General features: G+C 43.8%; 12 protein-coding genes and 3 pseudogenes. 10 read left to right on the top strand and 5 right to left on the bottom strand.

Annotated elements, in window-relative coordinates; genetic code table 11:
- Positions 1–158: 158 nt before the first annotated feature.
- The 4 genes from BSG1_RS06770 to BSG1_RS06755 all read left to right on the top strand — a co-directional run bounded on the left by BSG1_RS06770 (position 159) and on the right by BSG1_RS06755 (position 6910).
- Positions 159–3290, top strand: coding sequence for an efflux RND transporter permease subunit (locus BSG1_RS06770; RefSeq protein WP_006836222.1), 3132 nt, complete (start codon positions 159–161; stop codon positions 3288–3290).
- A 63-nt stretch (positions 3291–3353) separates the two neighbouring features.
- Positions 3354–3491, top strand: coding sequence for a hypothetical protein (locus BSG1_RS06765; protein ID WP_156791425.1), 138 nt, complete (start codon positions 3354–3356; stop codon positions 3489–3491).
- Positions 3492–3602: 111 nt separating this feature from the next.
- A complete protein-coding gene (locus BSG1_RS06760; RefSeq protein ID WP_044022529.1) occupies positions 3603–4925 on the top strand; it encodes an oligosaccharide flippase family protein in 1323 nt (440 codons plus the stop codon).
- Between the two features lie 107 nt (positions 4926–5032).
- Positions 5033–6910: a cation:proton antiporter gene (locus BSG1_RS06755; protein ID WP_006836219.1), complete on the top strand. Its 1878-nt coding sequence runs from the start codon at positions 5033–5035 to the stop codon at positions 6908–6910.
- A 49-nt stretch (positions 6911–6959) separates the two neighbouring features.
- Here BSG1_RS06755 and BSG1_RS21065 read toward each other — a convergent pair whose 3' ends face one another.
- Complete coding sequence (locus BSG1_RS21065; protein WP_044022528.1) at positions 6960–7097, bottom strand: hypothetical protein; 138 nt, start codon at positions 7095–7097, stop codon at positions 6960–6962.
- 37 nt (positions 7098–7134) lie between these two features.
- Positions 7135–7851, bottom strand: coding sequence for a TspO/MBR family protein (locus tag BSG1_RS06745; protein ID WP_006836217.1), 717 nt, complete (start codon positions 7849–7851; stop codon positions 7135–7137).
- A 367-nt stretch (positions 7852–8218) separates the two neighbouring features.
- Between BSG1_RS06745 and BSG1_RS06740 the strand changes: the two genes are divergently transcribed.
- Positions 8219–9991 carry a M3 family oligoendopeptidase gene (locus BSG1_RS06740; RefSeq protein ID WP_006836216.1) on the top strand — a complete coding sequence of 591 codons (1773 nt, stop codon included), beginning with the start codon at positions 8219–8221 and terminating at the stop codon, positions 9989–9991.
- A 152-nt stretch (positions 9992–10143) separates the two neighbouring features.
- Here BSG1_RS06740 and BSG1_RS21315 read toward each other — a convergent pair whose 3' ends face one another.
- From BSG1_RS21315 to BSG1_RS21310, 3 genes and pseudogenes are all read right to left on the bottom strand, one after another.
- Positions 10144–10437: a peptidoglycan-binding domain-containing protein gene (locus BSG1_RS21315; RefSeq protein ID WP_269479311.1), complete on the bottom strand. Its 294-nt coding sequence runs from the start codon at positions 10435–10437 to the stop codon at positions 10144–10146.
- Positions 10429–10581, bottom strand: a pseudogene (locus BSG1_RS21540) (peptidoglycan-binding domain-containing protein); the annotation flags it as partial. The gene BSG1_RS21315 and the pseudogene BSG1_RS21540, both read right to left, overlap by 9 nt.
- A gap of 84 nt (positions 10582–10665) precedes the next feature.
- Positions 10666–11187: pseudogene (locus BSG1_RS21310) on the bottom strand (peptidoglycan recognition protein family protein); the annotation flags it as partial.
- A 286-nt stretch (positions 11188–11473) separates the two neighbouring features.
- Between BSG1_RS21310 and BSG1_RS06730 the strand changes: the two are divergent.
- The 5 genes and pseudogenes from BSG1_RS06730 to BSG1_RS06710 all read left to right on the top strand — a co-directional run bounded on the left by BSG1_RS06730 (position 11474) and on the right by BSG1_RS06710 (position 15137).
- Positions 11474–11818, top strand: a complete 345-nt coding sequence (locus tag BSG1_RS06730) for a lmo0954 family membrane protein (protein WP_006836214.1) — start codon at positions 11474–11476, stop codon at positions 11816–11818.
- A 128-nt stretch (positions 11819–11946) separates the two neighbouring features.
- Positions 11947–12597 (top strand): PspA/IM30 family protein, encoded by a 651-nt coding sequence (locus BSG1_RS06725; RefSeq protein WP_006836213.1) that lies wholly within the window; start codon positions 11947–11949, stop codon positions 12595–12597.
- A gap of 123 nt (positions 12598–12720) precedes the next feature.
- The gene (gene liaF / locus BSG1_RS06720) at positions 12721–13452 is read left to right on the top strand and encodes a cell wall-active antibiotics response protein LiaF (protein ID WP_006836212.1); all 732 of its coding nucleotides are present in this window, start codon (positions 12721–12723) and stop codon (positions 13450–13452) included.
- Positions 13449–14495: a sensor histidine kinase gene (locus BSG1_RS06715; RefSeq protein ID WP_006836211.1), complete on the top strand. Its 1047-nt coding sequence runs from the start codon at positions 13449–13451 to the stop codon at positions 14493–14495. The genes liaF and BSG1_RS06715 overlap by 4 nt, the downstream gene beginning before the upstream one ends.
- Positions 14492–15137 (top strand): annotated as a pseudogene (locus BSG1_RS06710) (response regulator). The gene BSG1_RS06715 and the pseudogene BSG1_RS06710 overlap by 4 nt, the downstream one beginning before the upstream one ends.

Raw genomic sequence — 15137 nt, 5'->3', positions numbered from 1 at the left:
CTTCTCCTATTATGAACTCTTATATCTTATTATGACTGAATGGTCACAAAAAAATCAAATTTTTTTAACGTATTACTAATTGACTACTGACTGGTTGGTCAGTTATATTTGTTTATGTTATGACCAGTCAGTCAATTTAAAGGGGAAGGAAAGAGATAATGAACAGTATAATTAATTTTACGTTAAAGAATAAGTTCGCAGTTTGGTTGATCACACTAATTATCACAACTGCGGGCTTGTATGCGGGATTGAATATGAAACTTGAAACACTCCCGAATATAAATACACCTATTGTCAGTATTACCACGGTTTATCCGGGCGCGACACCAGAGGAAGTGGCGGATAAGATTACAGAACCGATTGAGAAGAGGGTAGGAAATTTGAACGGAGTCAATGTTGTCAGTTCAACTTCCTATCAAAATGCTTCAGCGATTCAAATCGAATATAAGTTTTCTAAAGACATGGAAGAAGCTGAGGATGAGGTCAAAGATGTTTTAACAAATATCGGGCTGCCTGAGGGGGTACAGGATCCATCTGTTTCCCGATTAAGCTTTAATGCATTCCCTGTCATGGCACTGAGTGTGTCCAACGAAAATGAAACGATTTCCCAATTGACCGGGACTGTAGAAGATACGATTCTGCCTGCTTTGGAAGGGGTGGACGGAGTTTCTTCTGTTGAGATCTCCGGTCAGCAAGTGGAAGAGGTACAGTTGGTTTTTAATGAAGAAAGAATGAACGAACTGGGAATTGATGAAGAAACCGTTAAGGGTGTCATCCAAGGTTCTGATGTGAATGTTCCGCTCGGACTTTACACATTAGATAAAACTCAGAAGTCAGTGGTAGTGGATGGAAATATCATGTCACTGGAAGATCTAGAAAATATGGTGATTCCTGTGATGCCTTCTGCGCAAGCACAAAGCCAGGGTCCAACCGGGGCAGCTGGAGAAAGCCCTTCTGTGCAAGCTGTTCCAGGAACGGCGGCACAAGCTCCGACCGGCCTTCCTACCGTGCAGTTGAGTGAGATTGCCGATATAGAACTTGTTGGCACAGTGGACTCTGTTTCCAGAACCAACGGTAGAGAGTCAATTGGAATGCAGATTGTTAAATCAGCCGATGCCAATACAGTTGATGTCGTAAATGCTGTGAAGGAAGAGATCTCAGCTTTTGAAAAGGATATTGATGGCATTGAAATCACATCTACTTTTGACCAGGGTGAACCGATTGAAGAGTCTGTCAGCACAATGTTGAACAAAGCCTTGTTTGGTGCACTGTTCGCTGTCATCATTATCCTGTTGTTCTTGCGCGATATTAAATCTACTTTTATCTCTGTTATCTCAATACCTTTATCCCTGCTGATTGCCATCCTGGTATTGCAGCAGATGAATATTACGTTGAATATTATGACACTCGGTGCTATGACAGTGGCCATCGGACGTGTCATCGATGACTCGATAGTTGTTGTAGAAAACATCTACAGACGTATGTCTCTCGAAGGCGAAAAGCTGAGAGGAAAAGAATTGATAAGAGAAGCGACGAAGGAAATGTTTGTACCAATTGCCTCATCTACAATTGTTACGATTGCTGTATTCCTGCCGCTTGGTCTCGTACAAGGGATGATTGGGGAGCTGTTCCTTCCATTCGCGTTGACCATTGTATTTGCTTTATTGGCCTCACTTCTAGTGGCGGTGACAATCGTCCCTATGCTTGCTCATTCCCTGTTTAAAAAGGGAGTCAAGAAGAAGGTCGACCACGATAAACCAGGCAGGCTTGCCCTTGGTTATAAAAAGGTCTTGAATTGGACATTGAACCACAAAGTCATCACATCACTTCTTGCCGTAGCGATGCTAGTAGGAAGCTTGTTCCTTGTACCCCTCATCGGTGTGAGCTTCCTGCCTTCAGAAGAAGATAAAATGGTCGTTGCAACATACAGCCCTGCTCCCGGCCAGATGGATGAAGAGGTTGAAAGGATCTCTCAGGATGCAGAGGAATTTTTCCTGAGTCGTGAAGATGTTACAACTGTCCAATATTCAGTCGGCGGTGAAAACCCAATGAATCCGGGAAGCTCAAGTGGTGCGATGTTCTTCGTGGAGTTTGATGAAGATACAGAAAACTTCAGCGAAGAAAAAGAACAAGTTATCCAAGAGTTACAAGCTTCTGTAGAAGAAGGCGAATGGTCTTCCCAGGACTTCTCAGCCAGTGCCGGAAGCAATGAGCTTGTGCTTTTCGTCTATGGTGAAAATATGGATGAAATCACTCCGGTTGTCGATGATTTGAAAGAAATCATGTCTGGACATTCGGAGTTAAAAAATATCGATTCCAGTATTTCTGAAGCTTACGAAGAATATACTCTTGTTGTCGATCAGGAAAAGCTGAGCCAGCTTGGTTTGACAGCTGGGCAAGTTGCGATGGAATTAAGCCAGCAGCGCATAAACCCTGTTTTGACCACCATTGAAAAAGATGGAGAAGAAGTGGAAGTGTTCGTTCAAGCTCCAGTCGAGACATATGAAAACATCGAAGATATTACCGGCAGAACAATTCAATCACCGCTTGGCGTGGAAGTAGCGGTGGAAGACGTTGTCTCAGTGGAGGAAGGACAAACTTCGGATACTGTAACACGACGCGATGGACGAATCTTTGTACAGGTAATAGGAGAAATCAAGTCTGATGACGTTTCAAAAGTATCCGCAGATATTCAGTCGGAAATGGAAGAGCTTGAATTGCCTGCTGGTGTCGATGTGAATATGGGCGGTGTCACGGAAGATATTCAAGAGTCTTTCACCCAGCTTGGACTTGCTATGCTAGCAGCCATTGCAATCGTCTACTTGATTCTTGTTATCACATTTGGCGGCGGTTTGGCTCCGTTTGCGATCTTGTTCTCGCTTCCGTTCAGTATCATCGGCGGATTGCTGGGCTTGTTGATTGCCGGAGAAACGTTGAGCATCTCCTCCATGATTGGTGCGTTGATGTTGATCGGAATTGTTGTAACGAACGCAATTGTATTAATCGACCGTGTAATTCATATGGAAAACGATGGGTTATCCACACGGGAAGCACTGCTTGAAGCAGGGACTACACGACTTCGACCGATCCTGATGACGGCTATCGCCACAATCGGTGCCCTGTTCCCGCTTGCACTTGGTCTTGAAGGCGGCGGGTTGATTTCGAAAGGATTGGGAGTCACTGTTATCGGTGGGCTGACAAGCTCGACCTTGCTGACTCTTGTTATTGTCCCGATCGTGTATGAAACCCTTATGAAGATGAAACGCAAATTCACCAAAAAAGAAGCATAATTGATTAACACTAAAACGGGTCTCCAAGTGGAGACCCGTTTTTTATTTCGGGAAGGGGTTAAAATGGGCCAAGAAAATCAAAAATGTGAGGGATACTGTGCTGAAAAGAGGGCAAGCGGCCAAAATCATAAAAAAGTGGGTGGAGACGAAAAGAAACTCAAGCAAACTAGACTTTATCTCAATAAAACTGAAGATGAGTAACCTGCAGGCTTGGAATCCCCATGCTGAAGAACCAGTATTTGTGAATAAAAAAATCCTAAACAACAATCCTTCATCATAAGATAGGGCATGTACTTATTCGGAGGTTGGAATATGAAATTATTTATACGGGGAATATCCTTTTTGATAATTACGGCATTCTTTGGGGAGTGCTTGGAGTTCGTCATCAATATGATTCTGGCAAGAGAGCTGGGGGAACACGGCATGGGGATCTATATGTCGATTCTTCCATCCATTTTTTTGATTGCCATTATTGCGAGTCTGGAGCTGCCGGTTTCGCTTTCAAAGTTCATCGCGGAAAAGGATGTAGTCTATCATCGGAATATTCTTTCCCAGGTGTGGAGACTGACGATTATTTTCGCCTGTATATTCTTGATAGCGGCTGCTTTGATTTATTCAGTATTCCCTTTTTTGTCAGAATACCATCCGAGCATACGCTGGCTTACGCTGTTGCTGATCCCGATCATTTCCTTTTCTTCGATAGCCCGGGGATATTTTATGGGTGTTCATCAAATGGGGAAAATCGCGGCTGCCAATTTCTTAAGAAAGGTTGCTCAGCTTATTCTATTGGTTGTGGTTTATCAGTTGTTCTCCTTCGACACCAATATCGCCATCATCATTGCTCTTTGTACACTCATCGGCAGTGAGGGTGTTGTCTTCCTTTACTTCATGCAAGCCTATGTGTTATCTGTAAGGAAAATCAAATATACTTCCTCAGACACTGCGGATAAGAGGGAAGTAGGCAGGGCATTATTATCTGTTTCGTTTCCTACGACCATTCTGAGGATCTTTCATGCTGTTTCCCATGCCATTCAACCATTCTTGATAAAAGCGGCCCTGCTTCATTCAGGTATGACCGAGCTATCTGCAACCGAGCACTTCGGAGTGATGGCGGGAGTGGCGTTGACGATCGGGTTTTTCCCTGCATTTATCGCTCATTCCCTATTGGTCGCCCTGATTCCAATTGTGTCAGAAAAGGTTTCAAAGGGGGATATTAAAGGTATACATTCAATACTCAAGCAAGTTATTTGGATTACTTTGGGCTATGGGACCCCGGCTGTATTGGTTTTTTATTTTTTGGGGGAAGAACTGACGAATCTATTTTTTCATTCAACCTCGGCTGCGTATTACCTGAAATTGCTCTGGCCCTATTTTTTCTTCCATTTCTTTGTGATGCCGCTGCAGGCTTTTATGATAGGATTTGGACTGATAAAGGACGCTTTGTATCATACTATATGGGCGACCACCGTTTCTTTTTCCATCATTTATTTTCTTGGATCGATGCCGCAGTTCGGTATGGCGGGTGTACTCATAGGGATGAACACAGGGGCGGTATTGCTCACCCTGCTCCATTACAATACTGTTTGCAGCCGTCTTGGATTGACCTTTTGGTTTAAACATACTGTCAGGATATAAAGTCAGGTTAAACCACAAGAACATTGTGAATGGCACACGAATTTACATGCACTATACTGAAGGATAGAATAGATTTACAATATGAATCCTTTTAAAAGGAGAGACTAATGTTTCATTCCATATTATTCAACTTAATGCTGATCGGGCTGCTGGGAATCCTGTCACAGTGGGCAGCGTGGCGCTTCAGGCTGCCGGCAATCGTTATCATGTCCATTGCCGGGCTCCTGGCAGGTCCATTCTTGGGGATCATCCATCCGCAAGAAGAATTTGGTGATTTATTTAAGCCTATTATCTCTATGGCGGTAGCTATCATATTATTCGAAGGAAGCCTAAACCTGGATTTCCGTGAAGTGAAAGGATTAGGCAGGCCCGTGTTCAGGATTGTCACTATCGGTGCTTTCCTTGCCTGGATTCTCGGATCGTTGGGGGCCCATTATGTAGCCGGACTTTCCTGGGCTGTGTCGTTTGTCATCGGAGGATTATTCATCGTGACTGGTCCAACCGTCATCCTGCCGCTCCTAAGGCAGGCAAAACTGAAGCCGCGGCCGGCAGCCATACTAAAGTGGGAAGGTATTATCGTCGATCCATTTGGAGCACTTTTGGCGGTTTTTGCTTTTGAAATCATTTTATTTTTAACTTCAGAAGAAGGGGCATCCAATACGCTCGTAATGTTCTTCCTGGCTTCGTTTTTTGCCGTCGTTTTCGGATGGCTTTGCGGCAGGGGCATCGGCTGGATGTTTGAAAAAGGTCATGTCCCCGAGTTCTTGAAGTCTCCTGTCGTGTTCGTTGTAGTTCTTGCCTGTTTTACCATTTCGGATGAAATCACTCATGAGACCGGACTTCTTGCCGTGACAGCAATGGGAATGACCCTGGCAAATATGCATATTTCTTCAATAGATGATATGCGCCATTTTAAGGAAAATATTTCAGTGCTGTTGATATCTACCATTTTTGTCATGCTGACCGCATCTCTGTCACTTGAAACGTTGATTGAAATTTTTAATTGGAAGATCATCGGGTTTGTGCTGTTGATGCTTTTCGTAGTCCGCCCATTATCCATTTTCCTTTCTATGATAGGAACAGATCTCTCCTGGCAGGAAAAAACCCTGGTCGGCTGGATTGCTCCAAGGGGGATAGTGGCACTCACGGTTTCAAGTTATTTTGCTTCCATTCTTCTGGATAACGGGTTTGAAGATGCAGCAATACTGACATCGGTAACATTTGCGCTGGTGTTTGGAACCGTGACCGTCCATGGGTTTTCAATCGGATGGCTGGCGAAAAAGCTGGATCTTGCCATCAATGAAAGGCCGGGAGTGTTAATCATAGGCGGAAGCAGTTTCTCTACTGAACTGGCAAAAACCTTTATGGATCTTAAAACCCCGGTAATGGTTGCCGATTCATCCTGGAAAAGGCTGTTCTCTGCAAGAAAGGCCGGAGTCCCTTTCTACAAAGGGGAGATTCTGTCAGAACAAACTGACTACCATATGGATCTAACGCCGTATGAGTACTTGCTTGCAACGACTGAAGTCGACTCCTATAATGCGCTGGTCTGTACGACTTTTGTCCCTTCAATCGGGAGGAATAATCTTTTTCAGCTGACCTTGAAAGGGAAAAGAAGCGATGATATCGAAGATCTTGTCCACACACTGGGCGGCAGAATCCTGTTTCAGGAGGACGCAACCTGGGATGAACTGAACAAGCGTGTAGAGCGTGGAGATATCATCAGGAGAACCAATATAACCGAGAAATACTCATTTGAAGAATATCTGTATGAAAGAGAAGAGCACACAATCCTTCTCTTTGTATTGAAACCATCCGGTAAAATGGAGTTTTTTTCCCCCGATGGTTCGGCTAAGGCAGAGGCGGGAGACATCGTTGTCAGCCTGACCCAGCCATGCAAGGAGTTCAATAAGATTCAGGAAAAACTTGTGGAACAGCGAGAAAAACCGGCGAAAAAGAATAAAGACGAAGCAAAGGATGAATAAGAAAAGAAGCCCTTTCGGAACCTTCCGTAGGGGCTTCTTCTTTTGGATACTATTTTCTCTGTGCCATTCTTTCGGCCAGAAGCTGCTTCACTTCATTGTAGGATAGACCTGCCTGTGCATTTCGTCTTTTTACTTCTTCAATGTCGGTTCCTGCTGACGTGAATTTCTTTCCTGTTGTCTCTTTCATAAAAGCACCTCCCAATCCTATTTTGTGCTGCAGAGCCTTAATTATGTTTTACCGGTCTGTAAAAAATGACAGTTAATAGAATAACCGCAGCAACCGAAAAGCTTAGAGCTGACAAGATAGGATGTTCACCTTGATTATTGACCCCAATGCCGAAAATCGCCCATACAAATACGAGCGCATATACCCAATCATGTTGCTTAATCCTGAAGTAAACAGCGAGTGACAACGAAACAATAAGAAGGAAAACGCTACACCCTGTACCAAGTCCGTTCCATTCTATATACGTGAGGTAATAGCTGATATTTGCTATGGTGGCGACGCTGATCCAGCCCAGATATACGGAAAAAGGCAGGAGGTCAAAGAACCCTCTACCCAATCTCTTTGCTTTTCTGTAAGTTATGATCAAGGTAAGCAGCAGTCCGGTCATCATAACGACTGAAAGTGCAAAAAAGTTATAGTGCCACATGAAAATCCAGGTGGAATTCAGCAGGCAGGTTACAATAAAATAAGGGCTGATTATTCGGTAATAATCCGAAAACCGATGTTTTTTTGTGAGCTGTCTAATTACCCATATGCCAAGTAGAAGGTAGATCAAACTCCAAATGGAAAACACATAGCCGGCAGGGGTGAAAAAAACGTCAAGTCGGTTGGAAATTTCACCTGTCGATTGTCCATTCAAAGGAAGGGTGACAGCTAACATATTGACGACAATGACAAGGATGTATGCAGAAATGTTAAGTAATAGTCTCATCATAAAATGGCCTCCCAATAGATTTAGTGTGCTCTTATCTATTCCACTGACAGATTTAAGAAAACAATTTAGTCCTTTTAAAAGGCTCTTTTCGTAAACTTTGTTGCTATTTATTACAAACTTTAAAAACTATCTACTTAATTAACCAGAAATAGCCTGATAAACAAGGAAGAAAAGAGCTAATTCACCTTGTTCATAGAAAAAGGCCTTTGTCTCCAAGGGAAAAATCCTGCTCTTTGGATTTTTCCGAGAGCAACAATATATACGAAAACAGCGTTTTTAAAAAAACAAAAGCAAGAATAATCGGAAAATGGTAAACTGTTTCTATACATAGAAAAAGAAATACATATTTAGAAGGGGAGATTTCATAATGACTTACTCAGACGTTTGGGATTTAGATGTATTTTTTGAAGGAGGAAGCAGTTCACCTCAACTAAGGGAGCACTTGGATACATTAGACAAGAAAAAAGCGGAGTTTGCTAAGAAAGAGAAAACGTTTCAAGCCCCGCAATCTATAGAAGACAGCATTCAGGTAGCGAATCTGATTGAGGAAGCGAAAGAGATTATGCTGTATCTTCGCCAGGCAGGTGCTTTCATCGGTTGCTTGGAAGCGCAGAATATGAAGGATAGAAAGGCTGATGCACTTCGCGGTGAGCTGACAACGGCAAGTGCTGACTTTCAAGTGGCATTCAACAGCTTTCAGCAAAAACTATCAGAAACTCCTGAAAATGTCTGGGCGGACCTGCTCCAGACAGATGCTCTTGCGGAACTGACATTTGTCTTGAACGAATGGCGTGAGAAAGCAAAAGATAAACTATCGAGCGAAGAAGAAGCGCTCATCCAGTCACTTTCAATCGATGGTTATCATGGCTGGGGTCAGATGTATGATACGATAGTCGGCAGCATGGAAATCCCTTATAACGGTGAGACACTTTCAATCGGGCAGGCAAACAATCTCAGCTCCCACCCGGACGAAAAAGTAAGAAAAGAAATCTTTGACAGTCTTGAGAAAGCATGGACGGAAAAGGAAGAATTGTTTGCAAAAACATTGAATCACCTTGCCGGATTCCGGCTTAATGTCTATAAAAAACGCGGCTGGGATGAAGTGCTTAAAGAACCGCTTGAATACAACCGTATGAAGAAAGAGACACTTGAAGCAATGTGGGGAGCGATATCCAAAAATAAAGCTCCTTTCGTGAATTATCTCGACAAAAAAGCGAAAATGCTGGGCAAGGAAAAAATGGACTGGTACAACATGGACGCTCCGGTTGCTGAATCGAATTCCACAATGTCCTACAATGAGGGAGCAGATTTCATCCTGAAACACTTCGCGCGGTTTGGAAATGAAATGGCTGAATTCGCCCAAAAGGCGTTCGAAGACAGATGGATTGAAGCCGAAGACCGTGCCGGAAAAAGACCCGGCGGATTCTGTACCTCTTTTCCATTAAGTGAACAGTCACGTATTTTCATGACGTATTCAGGAAGCATGTCCAACGTAGCCACATTGGCACATGAACTTGGCCACGCATTCCATTCGTATGCGTTAAGGCCAATGCATACATTGAACAGAAATTATGCCATGAACGTAGCGGAAACCGCGTCGACATTCGCGGAAATGATCGTTGCTGATGCAGCAGTGAAAGAAGCTCAAACCAAAGAAGAAAAAATTGCGCTTGTGGAAGATAAATTGCAAAGAAGCGTGGCGTTCTTCATGAACATCCATGCAAGATTCCTGTTCGAAACACGCTTCTATGAAGAGCGTAAAAACGGTTTGGTAGCAGTTGAAAGGCTGAACGAGCTTATGACTGAAGCCCAAAAAGAAGCCTATGCCGGAGCACTTGATGAAGCGCACCCTCATTTCTGGGCTTCCAAGCTGCACTTCTATATTTCCGGTGTGCCGTTCTATAACTTCCCGTACACATTCGGTTATCTGTTCTCGCTAAGCATCTACGCCAAAGCATTGGAAGCAGATGAGAACTATGAAGAGAAGTACATGGCGCTTCTGAGGGACACAGCTGTCATGTCCGTAGAAGAACTTGCGATGAAACATCTGGGCGAAGATATCACAAAAGAAGCATTCTGGGAAAAAGGAATCGCACTTTGCATCAATGATGTAGAAGAGTTTTTGAGCCTTACAGAATAAATTTGAGAACCCGGTCTGCGGTGGCAGACCGGGTTTTTGTGAGTTTCCCACTGGAACCGAGAAACCGACTGACAAGGAAAATCCGATTAAATGAGCAATCGTTGATAGAACAAAAAAGAGACTGAGGGTCCAACCCTCAGTCTCTTTTTACCTCAAGACTGTTCCTCGAGCTCCATCAAGATATACTTGCGGGTATTAGGTCCGTAAATGCCATCGTTCTTTAGCTCGGCATATGTTTCTTGGAACCTCCTGATGGCATCCATAGTTTTGGGTCCGAAAATACCATCGATTTCTCCAGGGTCAAAGTTGATTTGTTTCAGTGCTCTTTGAAGCTGCCGGACACCATTACCTTCGTCCCCCTCCTGCAAAATCCCCCCCGGAAGAGGAAATTCATTCACAGGCCGGCTGTTGGTCAGCACCTCATTCAGCTTACCCAGTGTTTGCATTCCGACCAGACCATCCACCCTTAACCCGTACTTCCGTTGAAACCTCATGACGGCCATTTCTGTTTCCTGCCCAAAGATACCGTCAGCACCATATCGGGGCAAGGAGAATCCAGCCTTGACCAGTTTGGTTTGGATTTCCCTGACAAGCGCTCCTTGATCTCCTTCACCAAGAGGAAGGGAAAGGGAGCCTCCCCGGGCAGCCGGCTGGGATGTTTCCTCGTTTGTAAAATACGTTCGGTAGGCATTATTGACATCTTCTAAAAATTCTTCCCAAGAGATGCCGTATCTATTGAGGGCATTCTGTGGATCGGTTCTTCTTGAAGGATCAAGGGTGCTATGGGCTACGATATCCTCCCGCGGATTCACCCCATATTTATCGATCAAATAAGCGTGGTACCACACATACCGGTCATAGGCCTGAGTGAAATTAATATTGCCTCCCCAACACAGTTCAACCCCGATGGCATGGTCGTTCGCGTCGGCTCCGAAAAGCCTGTTATCCGTCCCGGTATTATAACGGACATGCCAGGCTTTCTCGCTTAATGGAATAATCTCCAGAATATATTGGTCATCAATAAAGGTATGCGCAGAAGCAGCCGGATCTGAATTGGCAAAATAGTTGCGGTTGCCATAAGCAGTCGATCCTGGGTTGCCAGTATCGTGGCTCACAATAAATTGGACATCCCCTAAAGTCTCTCCTGAACGAGAATTTCCCAAATCGATATAATCACGGGTGATCTTATATTTCATCGTGCTCCTCCTATCCATTAATAGCGGCCTTATTGGACAATTAACAAACATCAATACGACAGTATATGCATTGATGAAACAGTCGGCACGGCAATAACCCTTTCCAATGACTGGCCAAAACGTAACTCATGAGGGAGGGCCTGCCTTAACTACGCCTCAAGTCTTAGTAGAAAATAAAGCTCAGGCTCGTTATGAAAAATGCTCCTGCAAGGTACGATAGAGACATGAAACGGAAGAGAAACTCTTTCGAAATCGGCTGGGTAATCAGCTATTAGGAGGAAGAAATATGAAAAAGTTTGGTTTATTGGTTTTAGGGGGGATTTCAGCGATTGTGCTTTTGGCTAATATGGGGTCGATGATCGGCCTCGCCATCAGCCTGATGATTCTTTACTTTTCAATCAAACAGTTTGTGAAGACAGAGTCGACTTTTGCAAAAATTATCTGGGCTGTCGTCGGACTGGCGGCTCTCACTGCTTCAGCGTCAAACTTCCCGGCAATCATTGGCCTTGCAGCGATTTATCTGCTGTATGTCGTCATTAAGAAATGGAAGGAAGAAAAGCCGGAAATTATGGAAAGTGATGACCCCTTCACGAACTTTGAAAAAGAATGGGCAAACCTGAAAAATAACTAAGCAGGGTACGGAATTATATGCGGACCCAAGATGGTCCGATTCTTGGAATAGCAAAGCAAAGCGTCAGGAAGTGATGTCCAGCATTTTCTGACAGAGAAAAAAATTTAAAAAACAAGGAGAGATTATTAATGGCAAACTTATTTAACAGATTAAAAGACTCGATCACTTCAGACTTTCATGAAATGCTTGATCAAAAGGAAATGAAGAATCCTATTGGTATGCTTAACCGATATTTGCGCCAATGCGAAGCAGAGGTGGAAAAAGTAAGGAAGCTGATTGAACGCCAATATCTCTTAAAACAAGAATTCACAAAAAAATATGCAGAGACTCAGATGCTTGCAGATAAAAGAAAGCATCAGGCAGATATTGCTTCCAAGGCCGGTGAAACGGAGCTGTATGAGTTCGCGATCAGTGAACATGAACACTTTGCCGAGAGAGCTGTCAGAATCCAAAACTCTTTGAATGAAGCGGGAAGCGGTCTGGCAGACTTAGAGAAAAAATATGAAGAGATGAACCATAAATTGAAAGATATGTATATCAAACGCATGGAATTGATGGGCCGTGAAAATATCGCAAGGGCCAACCATCGGATGAGTAAAGTCCTTGAAGCCTCTGAGGGATATTCAGACAAATCATTCTCCAGATTTGAAGAAATGGAAGCATATCTTGAACGCCTTGAGCACGGTATGAATACTTCCTATTACCGAAACAGTTTAGACGGCCGGATCGCCCAGCTGGAAAAGGATATGAAAAACGACGAAACCCATTCTATTTCATAGTGAAATCATGGTATTCTAAGAAGGCGCAGGAACCTGCGTCTTTTTGGAAGTTATGATGTTGAGAATAAAAAATGATAGCTTAAGGGTAGTTGCGAACACAAAAATTGAGAGGAGGATTCCCCCATGTTAAACAAATTCAGGACGGATAGGTTCAGCTGGATTCTACTGATCGGCATCATCATGCTGCTGTTTGAAATGTTCTTTTACGATGGGGGAGTGGTTTTCTTTCTGTTCATAACCTTGGGATGCATATATTTAGGGAGAAAAAGGCTTCCCCGTACATCAGGGAAAATACTGTTCTGGTTTGGAATCATCAGCCTATCGCTGACCATTCTGAACACAATGGCTTTCCGGTTATTTTTGCTCGCTCTCTTGGTGATGATCATCCTAAGATTTGCCCAATCTAAAAAATATCCAACCGTGATTGAACCTGGAGTCAAGCAGACTTTCGATGATGGAGAAGAGCCTGTTTATATTAAGAAGGCCAGCCTGCAGAATGTCTGGTTCGGCCGCCAGCAGACACCTGAACATGTGTATGAATGGAATGATATCAATATCCAGGGAGGGGTGGGTGATACCGTCATCGACTTGGGGAATACGGTGCTCCCAAAAGGAACTTCCGTCATTTCGGTCCGTCATGTGCTTGGGAATATTGTAATCCTCGTACCATATGATATTGAAGTAAGCGTTCATCATAATGGCTTGGCCGGGGCCATCACGATTTTTGACAGTATGGAACCGAGATCCTTCAACCAGTCCGTTTTTTATCAGACAAGCGGATATGATCATGCTCCACAGAAAGTTAAAATCATTACAACTTTGGCTGTGGGAGATCTCGAGGTTAAAAGAGTATGAGTATTCTTAAGCGCCAGGTTCTCTTCAGCCTTACGATATCACTTGTTTTATTGGTTGTATTAACAGCTATTTTTGCTTTTATATTCCCCTTCCCGGATTGGCAGTTTTTTATCAAAAAGGAAATCATGGATATCCCATTGGTTGTCTATATCCCCTTTATAACGGCCCTTATTGGGTTATCAGGAGGCATCTGGACAGCCCTGCCCCTGAGGAAAAAGTTAATTGAGATTCAATCAGGCATTATGGATTTAGATCAGGGACGTCTACTTGAGCGCGGTAAATTGTTTAACGTGGCAGAATTATCAGGAGTTTGGAACGGCCTCATAAAAGTGCAGGAACAAATCAATAAAAGGACAAAGCAATCACAAAAGCTGGTCAATGAAAAAGCAGAAGAACAGGAGAAACGGATTCAGGAAATTGTCTCTCAAGAAAGAAACCGGCTCGCAAGGGAACTGCATGATTCGGTCAGCCAGCAATTGTTCGCAGCTTCTATGATGATGTCTGCGATTACAGAATCGAAAAGCGGCACCTCGACTCCAACAGAATCGAAACAGTTGAAAATGGTTGAAGGGATGATTCACCAATCCCAGCTCGAAATGAGGGCACTCCTGCTGCATCTGCGGCCGGCTGCCTTAAAAGGGAAGACCCTTCATGAAGGAATTAAAGAGCTTTTAGTGGAATTAAACAATAAGGTGCCGATGGAAGTGGAGTGGAAGATAGAGGAAATCTCCTTGGATAAAGGGATAGAAGACCATCTTTTTCGGATTTTGCAGGAGTCTGTCTCGAATACATTAAGACATTCCAAAGCCAATTCACTGGAAGTCCTCTTAATTAAAAGAGACTCACTTGTCATATTGAGGGTGATGGATGATGGAATCGGCTTTGACAGTGAATTAGAGAAAACAGGGTCATACGGCTTACAGAATATGCAGGAGCGTGCCCTTGAAATCGGCGGTTCCTTAAAGATAGTCAGTGTCCCGAACAAAGGAACGAGACTTGAAGTGAAAGTTCCAATGGTGGAAACAGAGGGTGATAAAGAATGATAAGAGTTCTATTTGTTGATGATCATGAAATGGTAAGAATAGGGGTCTCTTCCTACTTGACGGCCCAGCCGGATATCGAGGTGGTGGCAGAAGCGGATGATGGCAGTGCGGCCATTGATCTGGCTCTCCAGCATAAACCTGATATCATTTTGATGGACCTCGTTATGAAAGAAATGGATGGCATCGAAGCTACCCGCCGGATTATAGAGAAATGGCCGGAAGCCAAAATCATCATTGTAACCAGCTTCCTTGATGATGATAAAGTGTATCCGGCTTTGGAAGCAGGTGCAACGAGTTATATGCTTAAAACTTCCAAGGCAAGTGAAATCGCCGATGCTGTCCGTTCCACCTATCAGGGCCAGACTGTCCTGGAGCCCGAGGTAACGGGAAAGATGATGCTGAAAATGAGAGGCAAAAACATGGCGCTGCCTCATGAAGAATTGACCAACAGGAGATGGAGATCCTGCTGCTCATGGCCGAACGTAAAACCAATCAGAGATTGCGGATGAACTGTTCATCGCTTTGAGACAGTCAAACCATGTCAGCACATCTGGAAATGATGTCGCCGATCGCACACAGCAGTATATACGCATCAACACGCGCTGTGATAAATATAAAGCTGCTCTCAGAGTATCTGAATGA

The sequence above is a fragment of the Bacillus sp. SG-1 genome, from assembly GCF_000181495.1.
Lineage (GTDB): Bacteria > Bacillota > Bacilli > Bacillales > Bacillaceae_B > Rossellomorea.
This window is presented reverse-complemented; position numbering and strand designations above follow the sequence as displayed.

What these genes read in the sequence shown, in the direction of transcription:
- BSG1_RS06730 (WP_006836214.1), top strand. Translation starts at nt 11,474, where the DNA reads ATGAAAAAGTTTGGTTTATTGGTTTTAGGGGGGATTTCAGCGATTGTG.
- BSG1_RS06755 (WP_006836219.1), top strand. Translation starts at nt 5,033, where the DNA reads ATGTTTCATTCCATATTATTCAACTTAATGCTGATCGGGCTGCTGGGA.
- liaF (WP_006836212.1), top strand. Translation starts at nt 12,721, where the DNA reads ATGTTAAACAAATTCAGGACGGATAGGTTCAGCTGGATTCTACTGATC.
- BSG1_RS06760 (WP_044022529.1), top strand. Translation starts at nt 3,603, where the DNA reads ATGAAATTATTTATACGGGGAATATCCTTTTTGATAATTACGGCATTC.
- BSG1_RS21315 (WP_269479311.1), bottom strand. Translation starts at nt 10,437, where the DNA reads ATGCAAACACTGGGTAAGCTGAATGAGGTGCTGACCAACAGCCGGCCT.
- BSG1_RS06715 (WP_006836211.1), top strand. Translation starts at nt 13,449, where the DNA reads ATGAGTATTCTTAAGCGCCAGGTTCTCTTCAGCCTTACGATATCACTT.
- BSG1_RS06725 (WP_006836213.1), top strand. Translation starts at nt 11,947, where the DNA reads ATGGCAAACTTATTTAACAGATTAAAAGACTCGATCACTTCAGACTTT.
- BSG1_RS06745 (WP_006836217.1), bottom strand. Translation starts at nt 7,851, where the DNA reads ATGATGAGACTATTACTTAACATTTCTGCATACATCCTTGTCATTGTC.
- BSG1_RS21065 (WP_044022528.1), bottom strand. Translation starts at nt 7,097, where the DNA reads ATGAAAGAGACAACAGGAAAGAAATTCACGTCAGCAGGAACCGACATT.
- BSG1_RS06740 (WP_006836216.1), top strand. Translation starts at nt 8,219, where the DNA reads ATGACTTACTCAGACGTTTGGGATTTAGATGTATTTTTTGAAGGAGGA.
- BSG1_RS06770 (WP_006836222.1), top strand. Translation starts at nt 159, where the DNA reads ATGAACAGTATAATTAATTTTACGTTAAAGAATAAGTTCGCAGTTTGG.
- BSG1_RS06765 (WP_156791425.1), top strand. Translation starts at nt 3,354, where the DNA reads ATGGGCCAAGAAAATCAAAAATGTGAGGGATACTGTGCTGAAAAGAGG.